Genomic DNA, 16,955 nt, shown 5'->3' with positions numbered 1-16,955 from the left:
CCCCCGCCGCGGCGGGCGGAGCGCCCGCGGACGACCGGTTCTGGGACGCGGTCCGGCGCGGTGACGTGTCCGGTCTCGCCGGTGCGACGTCGGCCGATCCCGCCGCGCTCGCCGCGGTCCTGCCCGCGCTGCGGACCTGGCACGAGGGGTCGCGGGTGCGTGCCGCCGTCGACGAGCTGCGCTACGCGGTGCGGTGGGACGCACTCGACGAACCCGGCGCCGCGCTCTCCGGACGATGGCTGGTCGTGGCGTTCGGGTCGACCGGCGGCACCGTCGACGGTCCCGTCGATGTGGTGCTTGCGGCGCTCGCCGCGCACGGCGCCGACGCCGACCTGCTGCGGATCCCCGCGGGGGAGGCCGACCGCGACCGGATCGCCGAGCTGCTGCGCCCGCTCGTCGCGGGCCCGGTCGACGGGGTGCTGTCGCTGCTGGCCTGGGACGAGGCGCCGCACCGCACGGTGCCGGAGCTGCCGGCGGGTCTGGCCGGCAACGTCGGGCTGCTGCAGGCGCTGAACGGCGCCGGCGTCGGCGCGAAGTTGTGGTGCGCGACCGGCGGGGCGGTCTCCGTCGGCGCCGGCGATGCGCTGCACCGCCCGGTGCAGGCGCAGGTGTGGGGGATGGGCATCGTCGCGGGTCTCGACGACCCGGACGGCTGGGGCGGCCTGGTCGACCTGCCCGCCACGGTCGACGCCGCCGCGGCCGCGAGGCTGTGCGCCGTGCTCGCCGGGATCGGCGACGAGGACCAGGTCGCGATCCGGCCCGAGGGCGTCTTCGGCCGCCGGCTGGTCCGGGCGCCGCTGCCCGCCGGGCTCGGCGCGGCGGGCGGCCCGGACCGCCCGTGGCGTCCGCACGGCACGGTGCTGGTGACCGGCGGCACCGGATCGCTCGGCGGGCACGTGGCCCGCTGGCTCGCCGGTGCCGGCGCGACCCGCCTGGTGCTGACCAGCCGTCGCGGGATGGCGGCGCCCGGCGTCGCGGAGCTCGTCGCGGAGCTCGCCGCGCTCGGCGCCGAGGCGACCGTGGTGGCCTGCGACGTCGGCGACCGCGAGCAGGTGCGCCGCCTGCTGGCGGACCTGCCGGCGGGGTCGCCGCTGACCGCGGTGGTGCACGCGGCCGGGGTGCCCGGCCACGAGCGCCCGCTGTCCGGCACGGACCTCGCGGACATGGCCGCGGTCCTGCGCGGCAAGGCGGCCGGGGCGATGCACCTCGACGCGCTGCTCGCCGCGGTGCCGCTGGACGCGTTCGTCATGTTCTCCTCCGGCGCCGGGGTCTGGGGCAACCTGGGCCAGGCGGCGTACGCGGCGGGCAACGCCTACCTGGAGGCGCTCGCCCGGCACCGCCGGGACCGCGGCCAGGCCGCGACCTGCGTGGCGTGGGGCGCGTGGGAGGTCGGCGGGATGGTCGACGCGGGCGAGGCCGACCGGCTCGCGGAGCACGGGATCCTCGGCATGGACCCGGCGCACGCGGTCGCGGCGCTGCGGGACGCGGTCGAGCACGGCGAGGCCGCGCTCGTCGTGGCCCGGGTCGACTGGGCCCGCTTCGGCGCCCTGTATTCGATGGCCAGGCACCGTCCGCTGCTCGACGAGCTGCCCGAGGCGCGGCCGGTGGCGGGGGCCGGAGCCGAGGAGGAGCCGGGTGCCGGGCACCCGGAGCCGGCGCAGCGTCTGCGCGGGCTCGCCGACGACGAGCGGCAGCGGGAGCTGGTGCACCTGGTCCGCAGCCACGCCGCCGGCACCCTCGGGCACGCCACCCCGGAGGCGGTCACCGCGTCGCGGCCGTTCCGGGAACTGGGCTTCGACTCGCTGACCGCGGTCGACCTGCGCAACAAGCTCACCGCCCTGACGGGGCTGCGGCTGCCGGTGACGGTGGTGTTCGACCACCCGACGCCGGCCGCGCTCGCCCGGCACCTCAACACGGCCCTGGTCCCGGACGTGGCCGGCGACCCGCTCGCGGCGCTGGACGCCCTCGCCGCGGCGCTGCCGGCCGGCGACGCCGACCCCGGCACCCGCCGGCAGGTGGCTGAGCGGCTGCGCAGCCTGCTGCGCCGCTGGGACGACGGGCCGGTCGAGGGTGGGGACGGTCTGGCCGAGGCCGACGACGACGAGATGTTCGACCTGATCGACCGCGAGCTGGGCCTGACCTGACGGGCGGCGAGCCGCGAACTGCGGTGTGCGGGCCGCACCCCGGGGCGTGCGGCCCGCAGTCTCCGGGGTGCTGCCCGCACCCGCCGGGGTGTTGCCCGCACATGCAGGTGGCCGGGTCCCTTGGGTCCCGGCCACCTCGTGCGTGTGCTGTGCGCCCGCGTTCAGCGCCGTACGTAGTCGCTGAGCACCTTCGGCGGCCACGAGCCGACCCCGAAGAGGCCCATGGAGTACGCCTTGGACACCAGGGCCGCCCGATTCGGCACCTTGAACTGCCGCAGCATGTTGCTGACGTGATACTCGATGCCCTGCCGGCTCAGATACAGCTTTGCGGCCAGTTGCACGGTGGGGACACCGGTGGCCACCCCCTCGAGAATCTTCGCATTGATCTCGGTCAGGATCTTGTTCGGGCTGATGAGTACCCGACGGTCATCTTCGCCCTGGTCGGGTGCGACCAGGACGACGATTGTCTTGAGCTGCCCGGCGTCGCCCTGCACGGCCATTCCGGTGAGGGATCCGGTGAAGGCGGTGCGGGTCGCCCACAGGGCGGCGAGGTGCTCTACGAAACGGCCGCCGCGGCTGGTGAGAAGCCTCTCGAACTGACGGCGCATGTGCTGGCGCACGCTGGGGTGCAACAGCTCGGGAAAGTCGAATCCGTGCAGGTCGAAGCGCGGCTGACCGCAGTGCTCGAGCAATGCGGAGTTCGTGTGCTGGATACGCAGTTGTGGATTGAGGACGGCGAGGCCGACCCCGGTCCGTTCGACAATGGAAAGAAACAGCTCGCCGTATTCACTGGCACCGACGAGAGCCGCCGGATGAGGCTGCGGAAATGAGCAGCATTGTTCCGACAGTGTTTCAATCCTGTTTTGCCTCTGGAGCGGACCGGACTGAGTTGCGTCTCGTACGTCTGCCTTCGAGTTACTGACCAGAAGCATCGACACGTCTCCCAAATGCTCCAAATTTGTGATCGCATCGGGAGCCTTGCATGGCTTTCCGCGAGCGTCAACGCGAGCAAATCGGGCACCAAAGACTGTGGTAGGTGTGCGCCTAGTTCGGTGTGGTGGACCGTAGTCGGCGGCGCGGCGTGGCCAGATGGGGACGCAGGGTGGCCAAGGTTTCCGCAGGGGCACTGTCCAAAGGATGTTACCCCAGCTCAGAGTGGGTGTGGGTGACCGCCCCGACCTGCCTGACGGTGTGGTACGGCCACCCAGCGCAACGGAATCCGGACCGAAGTCCGGTTCCGCCCCACATGTGATCGTCAAGGTATACGTACCGTCCGATATCGATCTTGCGGAAAATTTGAGCATTGCCTTGAGGATCCAGGGCCCCCGCGGCGTATCCACGAACGCTTTCAGTGGCGCACCTATTACCGCTGGTGATCTACGCCCTGTTCGGACGCGAACGAAACTATTCAAAGCGTCCATCGGACATTTGGGTGGCTATCTGGTTGAGTACCGCCTTTAGTGCGGATCGGTTGGCGACCCCGAGTTTGCGGTAACAGTTGGTCAGGTGCTTCTCCACGGCCCGCTGGGAGACCTCCAGCCGGATGGCGATGGCCTGGTTCGTCAGGCCGGCCGTGACCAGCTCAGTGACGGTCCGCTCGGCCGGGGTGAACGAGCTGAACCCGGGCACCAGCTGCTCCTGGTGCGCCTGCAGGGCCTCCGTGACCGGCTCCATCAACCACGACAGCCCGGCCGCGGCCGCCAGCTGCCGCCCGCGGCGCAGGTCCTCGCCCGCGTTGCGCCGGCCGCCCGCGAGCAGCCGGGTGCCCCGGGCCAGCAGGGCGCGGGCCAGCTCCAGCTGGTTGGCGGAGCCCTCCAGCACGTCCACGGCGTCGTCCAGCAGCCGCAGCGCCTGTCGGCCGCGGCAGAGCTCGGCCCAGATCCGTAACGTCCGGCCGGTCGCCGCCGGCGAGCCCCAGGCCGCCGCCAGCCGGTGCTCCTCCGCGATGCGCTCGATCGCCTCCCCGGGCCGGCCGAGGCGGTGCAGCAGCGGCGCGATCATCGAGCCGGTCGGGAAGAGCGCCCGGTTGCGCCAGCCGTGGGTGTCCAGCTGCTGCTCGCACTCGGTCAGCGCGGCCAGGGCCGCCTGCGGCTCGGTGTCGTACAGCATCGCGCCGTACAACAGGTTGCTCACCATCGGCAGCATGCCCGTCTCGGCGGTGGCCAGCTCCGGGTGGCACAGCCCCGCCGCCCGCTGCCGCAGCCGGTCGTCCGGCACCGCAGCCGCGACCGCGAAGAGCATCGCGACGCTGAGTCCGTCGTCGCAGAAGCCGTCCGGTGCCACGGTGAGCGCGTTGCCGGCGCTGACCGCGGCCGCGGCGGGGTGCCCGGTGTGCAGCTGCTGGAACGCCAGCTGGGCGTACACCTGCGCGGACACCCGGCGGCACGGGCCGGCGTCGTGCTCCAGGCGCGCCTCCACCAGCCACGGCTGCAGCGCCGGCACCCGCTCGGCCGCGACGGCGCTGGCCACGAGCAGCGGCGCGATCGACGTGAGCGTCTCGTGGTCGGCGGGCAGCGACTCGAACAGCAGCTGGGCGAGGGGGGCGAGCTCCGCGGCGGTCATGTCCGCCGACATGGTCGCGCAGAACAGCAGCACCCCCGCCAGCTCCCGCTCCGCGGGCGTCCGCGGGAACGTTTCCTGGCCGCGCAGCCGTGCCGCGGCGGCGGCCGGCACCTTGGGATCCTGCCAGCCGGACATCCACAGCCGCGCCTCCAGCCGCTGCGCCAGCGCCCCGGGCCCCCACGACCCCGCCCCCGCACCCCACGTGGCCGGCGGGTCGGCGAGCTCCGGGTGCAGACGGCGCAGGACGTCGTCGATCGCCGCGCCCGCGGCCTCCGCACCGGTCTGCAGCGCCGTCAGCGGGACCCGGGCCAGCGCGGCGGCCCGCGCGTCGTCGTCCGGCAGCGACGGCAGCGCCTGCAGGACGCGGCGCACCAGCGTCGCCGGGTTGCCGCACCGCTCGGCGACGGCGAGCTCGACGAGGGCCTGGGCCCGCTCGGCGCCGTGCGGCGGCAGGCCGCGCAGCGCGACCCGCAGATACCGCACGGCGGCGGTCACGTCGTGGCGGGCCAGTGCGCTCGCGGCGGCGTCGGCCAGCACACCCGCCGCGTACGGCTCCAGCGTGACGGCCTGCTCCAGGTGCGCGGCGACCCGTTCCGCGGATGCGCCGGCCCGGTAGAGCGCCGTCGCGGCGTGCTGATGACCGGCCGCGAAGGACTCCGGGCAGATCGTGGTGCCGACGACGTGCCGCACGACCGCGTCCAGCAGCGGCTGCGGCTCGGCGGCGCCGTACAGCCCCATCGCCCGCAGCGCCCGGGCGGCGGTGCGGGCGTCGACGTCGTCGAGCCCGGCCAGCCGGGCGACCAGGCCGGCCTCCGCGTCGGTGCCGAGCAGCACCCCGTGCAGCAGGTACGCGCTCAGCGGCTCGGGCAGCGCCCCGACGACGGCGGTCACCCGCCGCAGCAGCGGCCGGTACGCCTGGCCCGTGACGTCGGGCGGGGCGGTGCCGGCCGGCCCGGCGGAAGCGGACCACCCGGCGGCGTCCGCCGCCATCGCCCGCACGACCGACGGGTTGCCGCCGCTGAGCCGGTGGCAGCGGTCGGCGGCGAACCGGTCCACGCCGGCGTCGGTCAGCAGCCGCTCGACGCCGGCCACACTCAGCCGGGCCGGGCGCAGCGTCCGGTCGGCGTCGGCCAGCGCGGCGCGGACCTCGGGCCGCTCGCCGCCGGCGTCGCCGTCCAGGACCGAGAGCGCGACGAGGACCGTCACCCCGCTCGCCCGGCCGGCGAGGCGGTGCAGGCGGTTGAGCCAGGCCAGGCTCGCGTCGTCGGCCCATTGCAGGTCGTCGATGGTGACCAGCAGCGCGCCGGCGCCGCCCGCCGCGGTGGAGGCGGTTGCGGCGCGCGCGCGGACCTCCCGCCACAGCCGGGACGCCAGACTCCGCGGCAGGCCCTGCTCGACCCGGTTCGCGGTGGCCGCGACCACCGGCACGCCGTCGGCGCGGGCGAGCTCCGCCGCCTGCGCCAGCAGCGCCGTCTTGCCTGTGCCCAGGTCACCGGTGATGGCCAGGACCCCGCCCTGCCCGGCCCGGAGCCGGGTCAGTGCGGCGCAGCAGATGTCACGTTCGTGGTCCCGCTCGATCAGCACACCGGAGAGTGTTCCCCAGCCGCGCCATACAGCACATCGGAAAGTTCCGATCTGTTGGAAATTCCGAGTTTCCGGTACGCGTTGCTCAGGTGCAGTTCCACGGTGCGCTTGGTGATGGCGAGGATCTCGGCGATCGCGGCGTTCGGCAGCCCGTTCGCCGCCAGCTCCGCGACCCGCAGCTGGGCCGCGGACAGGTTCCCGGCGTCGCCGCCGGACACCGGCCGCCGGTCGGTGCGGCCGGCGTTGCGGGGCACCGCGACGCTCCTGGCCGCCTTGGCCGCGCTGGTGCCGCCGACCCTGACGCTCCAGCCGCTGCCGGGCCCGATCCGGGCCGCGGCACGCACGGCCGCGTCGGCCGCCGCGGACATCGGGCGGCCCGCCGCGGCGCTCTCCAGCGTCAGCAGCGCCTCGGCCGACCAGCCGCCCCGCATCGCCGCCCACAGCGCCACGACGGCCCGGTCCGCCCTGCTCACCCCGTCGCCGTGCAGCAGCGCCGCCCGCAGCTCGGTGAGCGTGACGGTGCCGGCGGCTCCCCACCGCTCGGCGGCCTGCCGCTCCACCCGCAGCAGCGCGGCAGCTTCGGTGTCGTCGCCGCGGACGTGCTCCCACAGCGCCGCCTGGGACCGCCAGGGCAGCAGGGCCGGGTTGCGGTGCCCGGCCGACAGGCAGCGGCGGCCGCACTCGTGCAGCATCCGCACGGCGGCGTCGACGTGACCGTCGGCGGCCTCGGCGACGGCCCGGGCGTACAGCAGGTACGCCCAGGCGACGCCCTGGTCGCTGCCCGGCGGCAGCGGCTCGCCCAGCGCCGCACCGACCTGCTCCCTACGGCCGGTGGCGAGCAGCTGCATGAGCTGCAGCGCCCGCAGCCGCGGCAGGGCACTGGGGTGCCAGGACTGCTCCGGCAGGCATTGCTGCAGGTCGTGGAGGTCGCGTTCGGCCTCGGCGAGGTGGCCGGTGCGCAGCCACAGCTCGGCCCGCGCCGCCAGCGGCCGGGCGGCGTGCCCGCCGGCGCCGCGGGATGCCTCGACGAGCCCGTTGAGGCGGTGCTCGGCCGCGTCGAAGTCCTCGGTCACCATCAGCGCGCGGGCCGCCGCCACCTGCACGGCCGGCGGCACCACCGCACCGGCCGGCGGGTCCAGCGCGGCCAGGGCGTGCCGGCGGGTGCGGTCCAGGTCGTCGCCCGCGACCGCTTCGCGCCAGGCCAGGACCCCGCGCCCGGCGGGGTCCGCAGCGGCGCCGTCGAGGGCGGGCACCCGGTCGGAGGTCAGCTCGGGCGGGGTGCCGGCCCGGTCGGCCGCGAGCCAGTACAGCGCCGCGAGCGCCGCGGGTTCACCGGCGTGCGAGGGCGGTGCGGTGGCCGTACGGTGATGGGCGGCGGCCAGCGCGCGGCGCGCGGTCTCGTCGTCGCCGCGGACCAGGAGCCGGTCCGCGGCCGCGAGCCGCACCGTCAGCGCCCCGCCGTCCGGTGCCGTGCGCAGCACCGTGCGGAACGTGCGGTCGGCGGCCTCCGGGGAGCAGGTCAGCTGCGCGTCGCCGAGCGCCAGCGAGGTCGTCAGCCGCAGAGTGTCGTCCATCGGCTCGCGCAGTGCCCGGTCGTACAGCGTCGCGGCGGTCTCCCAGTTGCGTTCGGTCGCGGCGGCCGCGGCGGCGGCCAGCAGCGCCTCCAGCGCCCAGCTGGGCCAGCCGGGCTCGGTCGCGCTCAGCAGCCGGCCGACGAGGACGGGCGGCAGGCCCAGGTCGTTGGCGGTCTCGGCGGCGTGCCGGCGCAGCGCGGCCCGTTCGGCGCCGTCCATCGCGGCGAGCACGACGTCGGCGACGAGCGGGTCGGTGGGGTCGATTCCGGAACAGCCGGGGAGGCCGTGGGTGAGTCCCGCCGCGAGGCGTTCGGGCACTCCGGGGCCGAGCAGCGCCCGGATCCGCAACCCGCGCAGCTGCGGGGCGGACAGCAGGGCGAGCCGCCCGGCGACGAGGTCGCGCCGCACCTCGCGGCAGGCGGCGTTGAGCCCGTCGACGTCCGGGTCGCGCAGGCCGCTGCGGCGCATGGCGGCCAGCAACGCCGCCGGGTCGCCGGCGGCCGCGGCGGCGAGCAGCGCCTCGGTGTGGGCGGCGAAGGCGCCGTCGGCGTCGAAGGCGCCTCCGCCCGCGGCGGCGGGCACGGACCGCCACCAGGCGGCAGCGGTCCCGGCGGCCCGGGCCGGCTCGGTCATGACGTCGCCTCGGCCGGTCCGGCGGCGGACCCCGAGGCAGGGCCGCCGGGCCGGGGCGGGGCGGTGGCCCGCCGGGACGGGGCGGTGGCCCGCCGGGTCAGCGGCATCGGCTCGACGATGCCGGCCAGGGCGTCCCTGCGGCGGATCCCTAGCCGCCGGTAGGCGTTGGTGAGGTGGAACTCGACGGTCCGCACGGAGATGAACAGCTCCTCGGAGATCTGCCGGTTGGTCGCGCCGCCGGCCGCCAGCCGCGCGACGGCCCGTTCGCTGCTGGACAGCTCACCGCACGCGGCGAGCTCGGTGCCGGTGCGCCCGCCGGCGGAGCTGAGCACGTTGCGGCAGTGCGCGGCGAGCATCATGTAGCCGAGCCGGTTGGACAGCACCATCCCGTCCCGCAGGTGCCGGCGGGCGGCGGTGCGGTCGCCCAGCTCCGTCAGCGTCCGGCCGAGCATCAGCTGCGCCTTCACCTGGTGCAGCGGCGCCGGTGAGTGCTCCAGCTCGGCGAGGGCACCGAGCAGCAGCTCGACCTTGGCGCCCTGCTCGGTGAGCGAGGCCCTGGCAAGCAGGGCCATGCCCGCCGTCCGCGGGGTCCGCCACCGCCGGCACTGCTCCTCGGCCTGCTCGAGGCGCAGGTGCGCCTCGCTGCGGCGGCCGCGCAGCCCCAGCAGGATGATCTCGTCGAGCCACCAGCTGCTGAAGGCCGGGCTGCATACCCCGGCCTCCTCGATGACCTGCCCGCAGACCCGCAGCCGTTGCAGCGCCCGGTCGTAGTCCTGCGCCCAGTAGGCGGCGTGGGCCGTCGCCCCGACGGCCTGCACCTGCTCCCAGAGCGGCAGTTCGGAGCCGCGTTCGTGGATCGCCTCCAGGCCCGCCTCGGCCGCGAGGATCCGCGCCTGCGAGCTGTTGATCAGCGAGATGATCGTGTGCGCGGACCAGGTCGCGGCGCCCCAGTCGCCGTCCCCTGCCAGGCGCAGCGCCGTCGTCGCCTCGGTCCAGGCGGCGTCCAGCTCGCCGACCTCCAGCAGCACGTGCGCCCAGGTCGCCCGGGCGACCGCTTCGGCGCAGGGTTCGCCGCGGTCGCGGTGGTGCAGGGCCAGCCGGCTCGCCGCGGTCAGGGCCCCGGCGGTGTTGTCGGTCATCAGCAGCACCCGGGTCGCCATCAGCGGCGCCCAGCTGTCGCCCATCACCGGACGGTCCAGCACGAGCCGGGCGTACCGGGCCGCCTGTTGGACCTCGAGGCCCTCGTAGGCGGTGGTGAGCGCGTGCACGGCGAGCATCCGGTGGGTGGAGGAGGCGCCGGCGACGCTGGCCGGTGCCTCGCCGATGCGTGAGCGGACGGTGTGGTAGGTGGTGCCGCCGATGACGGCGTTGGCGGCGAGGGTCGAGTCGACGGTCGCGAGCTGGATGCGGTCCCGCAGCGAGGGGGCGCTGCCGGCGGTGCGCCGCAGCGTCTCCATGGCGTCGTGCAGCAGGTAGGGCGCGGTCGGCTCCCGGCCGGTGACGAGCGCGGCGAGCCCCACGCAGACCACGGCCCTGGCCTTCGTGCGGGCGTCGCCGGAGCGCGGCAGCGCCTGCCGGGCGTGCACGAGCGCGGCGGTCGGGTCGACGTTGAGCAGCGCGACGGCGAGGTCGACGGCGGCGTCCGGCGACTGCGGCTGCGCGGCCAGCAGCCGCGTCCAGATGCGGACCGCCGCCGGTGCGTCGTGCCGGTAGGCGCGGGTGGCCGCGTCGCGGAGGCGCTCCAGCATCCAGGGTTCGTCGAGGTCGCGCAGCTCCAGCAGCACCTCGGCGAGGCGTTGCACGGGCGCGTCGGCGTCGTTGAGCATGAACGCGGCCCGGCGGCACAGCTGCTGCAGCTCATCGGCGGCGAGCAGGCCGAGCAGCTCCGCGGCCACGGCCGGCGGCACCGGCTGGTCCGCCTCGCCGGTCACGATGCCGGTGTTGCGCAGCGTTGAGAGCCGCGCGACGGCGAGTTGCGGCGGGAGCCCGGCGAGCGCGCCGACCAGTTCGGCGTCGGTCCGCTGCAGCACGGCGGTGGCGACGGCGACCCGCAGCAGGTTCGGCTGGCGGCTCAGGAAGCGGCGCAGCCGGTCGATGCGCGGCTCGGTGCCGGCGTGCTCCGGCGCGTCGAGGTCGAGGATCAGCTGCCGCGGGGTGCCGAGGATGTCGGCGAAGAGGGTGTTGAGCGCCGGGTGCTCGCGGGGTTCGACGGCGAGCACCACCTGCAGCGGCCGGTTGGTGCAGCGCCGCAGCAGGTAGTGCAGCCAGCGCAGGGTCGCCGCGTCGCACCAGTGGGCGTCCTCGACGACGAGCCGGACCGGGCCGAACTGCAGCAGGCCCAGCGCGCGCCGGTACAGGTGGAGCACGGTGCGGTGGCCGCCGTCGGCGGCCACGACCTGGGTGCCGCTGCGCGGCTGGGCGGGCAGCAGCTGCCGGGCCGCGGTGAAGTCCACCGCGGCGCCGGCCTCCGTGCAGGTCGCGGACAGCACCGTCACGCCCGGCCCGGCCGGTGTCCGCAGCAGTGTGGTCTTGCCCGTGCCGCTCGCCCCGGTGATCAGGACCACCGCGACGGCCTCGACGTCCGGCAGCACCGGCCGGCCGTCGCGGGCCGGCGTGGTGCCGGTGCTGCGGTCCGGTTCGGCGGCCTGCGGTGTCATGAGGGGTGTCCCATCCGTACGGTCGGTGCGGTGTCCCTGCCGGTCGGCCTCGGTCAGGTGCGCGCCGGCGTCCGGGTGAACCCGGTGATGATCACGGCTCCGACCAGCAGGTGCAGCAGCGCGAGGGAGACCTTCGTGCCGGTGTCGAGGCCGCCGAGCGGCGCGAGCAGCGACAGCAGCAGGAAGATGACCGCGATGACGGTCCAGATCGTGCGGCCCTTCGCGGTGATGCGCTCCAGCAGGGCGAGCAGGCCCCAGCCGAGGAGGCCGACGACGACGACGCTCAGGATGACCGAGGCCACGCCGACCGTCTGGGTGCTGCCGCCGGACTTGACGACCAGGTCGCCGGCGACCTGACGGGCGATGAACCAGACGATCAGGGCGAGGACGGCGGCGGCGACGATGCTGAGCGGGCGCACGGCGGACGGGGAAGCCTTCATGGGCGGGTGTACCTCCGGGGTCGGGTGGAGCTGGACTGCTTCAGGGCACGGGCGACGGTTGTACCGCATCGAGGGCGCCGGGCGGAACCGCCGGGCAGAGCCCGGCCGAGGCGGCGCGGTCCAGCAGCGCGCGGACGGCGGCCAGGCCGGCGTCGCCGAGGTCCTCGGTGAAGGCGTTGACATACAGGGCGATGTGCTGCGCCGTCACCTCCGGCGCCATCTCCTGCGCGTGCTCGCGGATGTAGCTCTGCGACGCTTCGGGGTGCACCCACGCGTGCCGCACGGACGCCCGGACGGCGTCGGTGACCGCGGCGATGCGCCCGGCGCCGAGGTCGCGGCGGGCCACGATCGCTCCGAGCGGGATCGGCAGGCCCGTGTCCTCCTCCCAGAACCGGCCGAGGTCGACCAGCTCCCGCAGGCCGTACGTGTGATACGTGAAGCGGGCCTCGTGGATGATGAGGCCGGCGTCGACCACGCCGTCGCGGACCGCGGGCATGATCTCGTGGAACGGCATGACGACGATGCGGCCGAAGCCGCCCGGGACGCCGCGCTCGGCCCACAGCCGCAGCAGCAGGTACGCCGTGGACTGCTTGCTCGGCACGGCGACGACGGAGCGGCCCAGCTCGGCCGCCGTGCGCTCCTCGCGGGCGACCAGCAGCGGGCCGCAGCCCCGGCCGAGGGCCCCGCCGCAGGGCACGAGCGCGAAACGGCCCAGGAAGCCGGGCAGCGCCGCGTAGGAGATCTTCATGACGTCGAACCGGTCGCTGCCGGCCAGATGGTTGGTGACGTCGATGTCGGCGTGGGTGACGGCCGTCGCGGGCGCACCCGGCAGGACGCCGTGCGTCCACGCGTGGAAGACGAAGGTGTCATTGGGACACGGCGAATACGCGATGGACAGCGGCCGGTCGTCCATGGAGCCCCTTCCCGGAGGCGGGAGACGCATTGATCGTGCTGCCGGATCTTACGGCTCGCACGCGCGGCTTGTCCCGGTTCGTGGTGGCGGCCTCTTCGCATGCGGATCAAGTGTGGTGATTTCCCCAATCTCCGCCACGGCACGATGCCAGCAGCACAAGTGCGTCGGTCGCCGTCCGGGCAGGACCTGCAGGCCATCGACCGCCGCAGTTCCCCGTGTCCGGTGCATCCAGCCGGGCTCATCGCTTCCGGCACCCGAAGGACGAATCGATGACGACCGTTTTGGAGCCGGCCGCGGCGCTCACCGACGCGTGGTTGGCCGCCGACCTCGACGAGTGGACCGTGCGCGTGGTGCGCCGGCACTTCGACCCGGCGACCGGCAGCCCGTATTGGCTGGCCCGCAGGCCGCACCTCGGGTTCGACCCACTCGCCATCACCCGCTACGACGACCTCGCCCAGTTCGGGCCGTTCTCCCTGGCCACGCTGCGGGACCTCGACCCGGTGCAGCTGGTGCCGTCCGACGTGCCGCGCCCGCTGGCCGGGCGGATCTGGGAGTCCGGCGGCACCACCGGCAAGCCGTGCCGCATCTTCCACACCGCGTCGATGGCCGAGCACCACACCGCCTGGCGCCTGCGGGGGCTGCGGCTCACCGGCTTCGAACCGGGCCGCACCTGGCTCTACGCGTGCCCGAGCGGCCCGCACATCGTCGGGCGCGGCGCGAACCAGATCGCCGAGCTGTACGACTCGACGGTCTACACGATGGACCTCGACCCGCGGTGGATCAAGACGCTGATCCGCGACAGCCGGCTCGTCGAGATGAACATGTACGTCGAGCACACCATCGAGCAGATGACCGACGTGCTGGAGACCGGCCGGGTGCACTACCTGGAGACGACGCCGGCGATCCTGCAGGCGCTCATCTCCCGCCGCCCCGAGCTCGTCGCCGGGCTGGAGGGCGTCGGGCTCGGCGGGACCCAGCTGACCCCGTCGATGTACACCGAGATCGCCGAGGCGCTGCAGGGCGGCCTGATCGGCATGACGTACGGCAACACGTTCGGCTGCGCGATGGGCCTGCCGGTCGAGCGCGACGGCGCCGTCCTGCCGTACCTGCCGAACTACCCGCAGGTCACGATGGCGGTCGTCGACAAGGAGGACCCGCGGCGGACGGTCGGCTACGGCGAGACCGGCCGGGTGCGGCTCACGGTCCTGCACGACGACCTCTTCCTGCCCAACATCATGGAGCGCGACCAGGCGGTCCGGCTCCGGGCCGGGGACGCGTGGCCATGTGACGCCGTCGCCAACGTGCGGCCGCTGCAGATCACGTCCGCCGCGCCGGAAGGGCTCTACTGAGCCTCGCTCGCAAGCCCACACAAGTCGATGAGGAGTCGTAGGTGGACACAGGTCTGAAGCGGGAATTGGAGGCGAAGGTCTTCGCCGGAGAGCGGCTCAGCCGCGAGGACGGCATCGCGCTGTACGCGTGCGACGACCTCGCGTGGCTCGGCGGACTGGCGCACCACGTGCGCACGAAGAAGAACGGTGACGTGGTCCACTTCAACGTCAACCGGCACCTGAACATGACGAACGTCTGCACGGCGTCGTGCGCGTACTGCTCCTTCCAGCGCAAGCCGGGGGAGAAGGACGCCTACACGATGCGGATCGAGGACGCGGTCCGGCTGGCGAAGTCGATGGAGGCCGAGCAGCTCACCGAGCTGCACATCGTCAACGGCCTGCACCCCACGCTGCCGTGGCGCTACTACCCGCGCTCGATCCGGGCGCTGAAGGAGGCCCTGCCGTCAACGGTGGCGGTCAAGGCCTTCACCGCGACGGAGATCCACTGGTTCGAGCGCATCTCCGGGCTGTCGGCCGACGAGGTCCTCGACGAGCTCATCGACGCCGGTCTGGAGTCCCTGACGGGCGGCGGCGCGGAGATCTTCGACTGGGAGGTCCGCCAGCACATCGTCGATCACGCCACCCACTGGGAGGACTGGTCGCGCATCCACCGGCTCGCGCACAGCAAGGGCCTCAAGACCCCGTGCACGATGCTGTACGGGCACATCGAGGAGCCGAAGCACCGCGTCGACCACGTGCTGCGCCTGCGGGAGCTGCAGGACGAGACCGGCGGCTTCCACGTGTTCATCCCGCTGCGGTACCAGCACGACTTCCACGACTCGCGCGACGGCAAGATCCGCAACAAGCTGATGGCCCGCACGACGATGGCGACCGGCGCCGAGGCGCTCAAGACCTTCGCGGTGTCGCGGCTGCTGTTCGACAACGTCCAGCACGTCAAGGTGTTCTGGGTGATGCACGGCCTGCAGACCGCGGAGCTGGCGCTCAACCACGGTGCCGACGACATCGACGGCTCGGTCGTCGAGTACAAGATCACCCACGACGCCGACGAGTTCGGCACCCCGGACAAGATGACCCGCGAGAGCCTGCTCGACCTGATCCGCAACGCCGGTTTCCGGCCGGTCGAGCGCAACACCCGCTACGAGATCATCCGCGAGTTCGAGGGCCCCGACCAGGCGCGTCGCGAGACGCCCCAGCCGATGCGGGTCTGACCCCCGTGCCGGCCATCGACCGACAAGACGAGGCAGGTGAGCGCGGATGACCGCGACGACGGCACCGCAGGAGGAGCAGCTCGAGGTCTGGATCGACCAGGGGCTGTGCACCGGCGACGGGATCTGTGTGCAGTACGCACCGGATGTCTTCGAGCTCGACGTGGACGGGCTCGCCTACGTCAAGGGCGACGACGGGGAGCTGCGGCACACGCCCCGCACGGCCGTGCTGGTGCCGCTGGTCGCGGCCCAGGACGTCATCGACTCCGCGAACGAGTGTCCCGGCGACTGCATCCACGTGCGCCGGCAGCACGACGGCGTGGAGGTGTACGGACCGGAAGCGCCGACGGCATGACCGTGACGACGGCCGGCCCGGCGGCGGACGCGGGTGCGCTGACCCTGCTCGGCCGGCTCCTGCCGGCCGGCACGGCCGTCGTCGAGGCCTTCGACGACGCGCTGCCGGCGCCGCTGTTCCCGCAGGAGCTCGCGGCGCTCGGCAACGCGGTCGCGAAGCGTCGGGCGGAGTTCATGACGGCCCGCCGCTGCGCCCGGGAGGCGCTCGGCCGGCTCGGGATCGGACCGGTCGCGATCCCGTCCGGGCCGCGCCGGGAGCCGCTGTGGCCCGACGGCATCGTCGGCACCATCACCCACTGCGCCGGCTACCGGGCCGCGGCCATCGCCCGTGCCGGGCAGCTCACCACCATCGGCATCGACGCCGAGCCGCACGAGCCGCTGCCCGACGGGGTCCTGGACAGCATCACGCTCGCCGAGGAGCGCCGGCACCTGCGGCAGCTGGCCGCGCAGCGGCCCGGGGTGCACTGGGACCGGCTGCTGTTCAGCATCAAGGAGTCGGTGTTCAAGGCCTGGTATCCGCTGACCGGCCGCTGGCTGGACTTCACCGAGGCCACCGTCACGATCTCCGCGCAGCGCGAGACGTTCCACGCGTGGCTGCTGGTGCCCGGCCCGGTCGTCGGCGGGGTCGAGGTCGGCGGTTTCGGCGGCCGCTGGCTCGTCGGCCGCGGCCTGGTGCTCACCGGCATCGCGGTCCCGGCCCGGCAGCCGGCGTACGCAGCCTGACAGACAGATGAACGGCCCGGCACCCCCAGGGTGCCGGGCCTTCGCGATCCAGCGGTCAGCGGCGCGCGGGCACCGGCCACTCCGGGCCGACCCGCCCGGCGCGGTGCCGCGGCGGGAACAGCAGCAGCCCGGCGACCGCGCCGCAGACCAGGCCGATGCCGTGCTGGTCCGGCCGTGCCGCGAGCGCGCCCGCGGCGACCAGCGAGGCGACCCCGGCAAAGAACGCGACCCCGGTGTAGGTGTCCTGGCGCAGCAGCACGCTCATGATCACCAGTACGGCGGTCGGGGCGATGGTCGCGCCGAGGATCCCGCCGAAGCCGAGCCCGGCCACGCACGCCACGTAGTACGGCACGACGAACGCGTGCGGGCGGGTCGCCGCGCCGGGACGCAGCACCAGCAGCGTCGCCAGGGCGCCGGCGAGGCCGCAGACGGCGAGGGAGTTGCCGGCGCCGGTCGGGTCGAGCCGCTCGCCGAAGGCCTCACCGGCCAGGCCGATCCCGACGTACAGCACCAGCCAGCGCAACGTGCCGAACCGGCGCTCGGCGATGACCCCGACGACGATCAGCGACCCGATGTTGAACAGGATCTGCCCCCACCCGGCGGACTGCACCAGCAGCGGCGTGAACCACCGCCACCACTCCCCGTCGTGCAACGCGGGGTAGTCCCGGCGGAAGCGGGTCAGGACGCCGGGATCGTTGACCTGGGCCGCGGCACCGAGCACGGTGATCAACGTGAAGATCACGGTGGCGATCGGCAGGCCCGCTGGGCGGCGAGGTTCGACGGTTGTCACTGCCCCTACGCTACCGGTCGCGCGCTC

General features: G+C 74.4%; 12 protein-coding genes. 5 read left to right on the top strand and 7 right to left on the bottom strand.

The window, feature by feature from the left end:
* Nucleotides 1–2,144, top strand: a 2,144-nt coding sequence (locus Dsi01nite_RS48410; protein WP_203853252.1) for a beta-ketoacyl reductase, incomplete at its 5' end; no start/stop codon positions are given.
* 161 nt (nucleotides 2,145–2,305) lie between these two features.
* Here the strand turns inward: Dsi01nite_RS48410 and Dsi01nite_RS48405 are convergent.
* From Dsi01nite_RS48405 to Dsi01nite_RS48380, 6 genes are all read right to left on the bottom strand, one after another.
* On the bottom strand, nucleotides 2,306–3,076 hold the full coding sequence (locus Dsi01nite_RS48405) for a helix-turn-helix transcriptional regulator (protein ID WP_239136878.1): 771 nt from the start codon (nucleotides 3,074–3,076) through the stop codon (nucleotides 2,306–2,308).
* Nucleotides 3,077–3,548: 472 nt separating this feature from the next.
* The gene (locus Dsi01nite_RS48400) at nucleotides 3,549–6,290 is read right to left on the bottom strand and encodes a LuxR C-terminal-related transcriptional regulator (protein ID WP_203853250.1); all 2,742 of its coding nucleotides are present in this window, start codon (nucleotides 6,288–6,290) and stop codon (nucleotides 3,549–3,551) included.
* Nucleotides 6,284–8,497 carry a LuxR C-terminal-related transcriptional regulator gene (locus tag Dsi01nite_RS48395; RefSeq protein ID WP_203853249.1) on the bottom strand — a complete coding sequence of 738 codons (2,214 nt, stop codon included), beginning with the start codon at nucleotides 8,495–8,497 and terminating at the stop codon, nucleotides 6,284–6,286. Before Dsi01nite_RS48395 ends, Dsi01nite_RS48400 begins: the two co-directional genes overlap by 7 nt.
* A complete protein-coding gene (locus Dsi01nite_RS48390) occupies nucleotides 8,494–11,154 on the bottom strand; it encodes a helix-turn-helix transcriptional regulator (RefSeq protein ID WP_203853248.1) in 2,661 nt (886 codons plus the stop codon). The genes Dsi01nite_RS48395 and Dsi01nite_RS48390 overlap by 4 nt, the downstream gene beginning before the upstream one ends.
* Before the next feature lie 53 nt (nucleotides 11,155–11,207).
* On the bottom strand, nucleotides 11,208–11,594 hold the full coding sequence (locus Dsi01nite_RS48385; RefSeq protein ID WP_203853247.1) for a DUF6069 family protein: 387 nt from the start codon (nucleotides 11,592–11,594) through the stop codon (nucleotides 11,208–11,210).
* Nucleotides 11,595–11,634: 40 nt separating this feature from the next.
* Entirely contained in the window at nucleotides 11,635–12,507 is an 873-nt protein-coding gene (locus Dsi01nite_RS48380) for a 1,4-dihydroxy-6-naphtoate synthase (RefSeq protein WP_203853246.1), read from the bottom strand.
* A gap of 269 nt (nucleotides 12,508–12,776) precedes the next feature.
* Between Dsi01nite_RS48380 and Dsi01nite_RS48375 the strand changes: the two genes are divergently transcribed.
* From Dsi01nite_RS48375 to Dsi01nite_RS48360, 4 genes are read left to right on the top strand one after another with little or no spacing between them, the layout of a single operon-like run.
* Nucleotides 12,777–13,856, top strand: coding sequence for a hypothetical protein (locus tag Dsi01nite_RS48375; protein ID WP_203853245.1), 1,080 nt, complete (start codon nucleotides 12,777–12,779; stop codon nucleotides 13,854–13,856).
* Between the two features lie 41 nt (nucleotides 13,857–13,897).
* Nucleotides 13,898–15,064 (top strand): aminofutalosine synthase MqnE, encoded by a 1,167-nt coding sequence (gene mqnE / locus Dsi01nite_RS48370; RefSeq protein WP_203853244.1) that lies wholly within the window; start codon nucleotides 13,898–13,900, stop codon nucleotides 15,062–15,064.
* 46 nt (nucleotides 15,065–15,110) lie between these two features.
* The gene (locus tag Dsi01nite_RS48365; protein ID WP_203853243.1) at nucleotides 15,111–15,416 is read left to right on the top strand and encodes a ferredoxin; all 306 of its coding nucleotides are present in this window, start codon (nucleotides 15,111–15,113) and stop codon (nucleotides 15,414–15,416) included.
* Nucleotides 15,413–16,138 (top strand): 4'-phosphopantetheinyl transferase family protein, encoded by a 726-nt coding sequence (locus Dsi01nite_RS48360; RefSeq protein ID WP_239136876.1) that lies wholly within the window; start codon nucleotides 15,413–15,415, stop codon nucleotides 16,136–16,138. Before Dsi01nite_RS48365 ends, Dsi01nite_RS48360 begins: the two co-directional genes overlap by 4 nt.
* Before the next feature lie 55 nt (nucleotides 16,139–16,193).
* On the opposite strand, the gene Dsi01nite_RS48355 is transcribed toward Dsi01nite_RS48360, so the two are convergent.
* Complete coding sequence (locus Dsi01nite_RS48355) at nucleotides 16,194–16,928, bottom strand: rhomboid family intramembrane serine protease (protein ID WP_203853242.1); 735 nt, start codon at nucleotides 16,926–16,928, stop codon at nucleotides 16,194–16,196.
* Nucleotides 16,929–16,955: the final 27 nt, after the last annotated feature.

It is taken from the genome of Dactylosporangium siamense, assembly GCF_016862795.1.
Lineage (GTDB): Bacteria > Actinomycetota > Actinomycetes > Mycobacteriales > Micromonosporaceae > Dactylosporangium > Dactylosporangium siamense.
Note: the sequence above shows the minus strand (reverse complement) of the source record. Positions and strands in the feature narration are given on the sequence as shown.

Coding starts and splice junctions, on each gene's coding strand:
- Dsi01nite_RS48405 (WP_239136878.1), bottom strand. CDS start 3,076: ATGCTTCTGGTCAGTAACTCGAAGGCAGACGTACGAGACGCAACTCAG.
- Dsi01nite_RS48395 (WP_203853249.1), bottom strand. CDS start 8,497: ATGACCGAGCCGGCCCGGGCCGCCGGGACCGCTGCCGCCTGGTGGCGG.
- Dsi01nite_RS48390 (WP_203853248.1), bottom strand. CDS start 11,154: ATGACACCGCAGGCCGCCGAACCGGACCGCAGCACCGGCACCACGCCG.
- Dsi01nite_RS48385 (WP_203853247.1), bottom strand. CDS start 11,594: ATGAAGGCTTCCCCGTCCGCCGTGCGCCCGCTCAGCATCGTCGCCGCC.
- Dsi01nite_RS48380 (WP_203853246.1), bottom strand. CDS start 12,507: ATGGACGACCGGCCGCTGTCCATCGCGTATTCGCCGTGTCCCAATGAC.
- Dsi01nite_RS48375 (WP_203853245.1), top strand. CDS start 12,777: ATGACGACCGTTTTGGAGCCGGCCGCGGCGCTCACCGACGCGTGGTTG.
- Dsi01nite_RS48365 (WP_203853243.1), top strand. CDS start 15,111: ATGACCGCGACGACGGCACCGCAGGAGGAGCAGCTCGAGGTCTGGATC.
- Dsi01nite_RS48360 (WP_239136876.1), top strand. CDS start 15,413: ATGACCGTGACGACGGCCGGCCCGGCGGCGGACGCGGGTGCGCTGACC.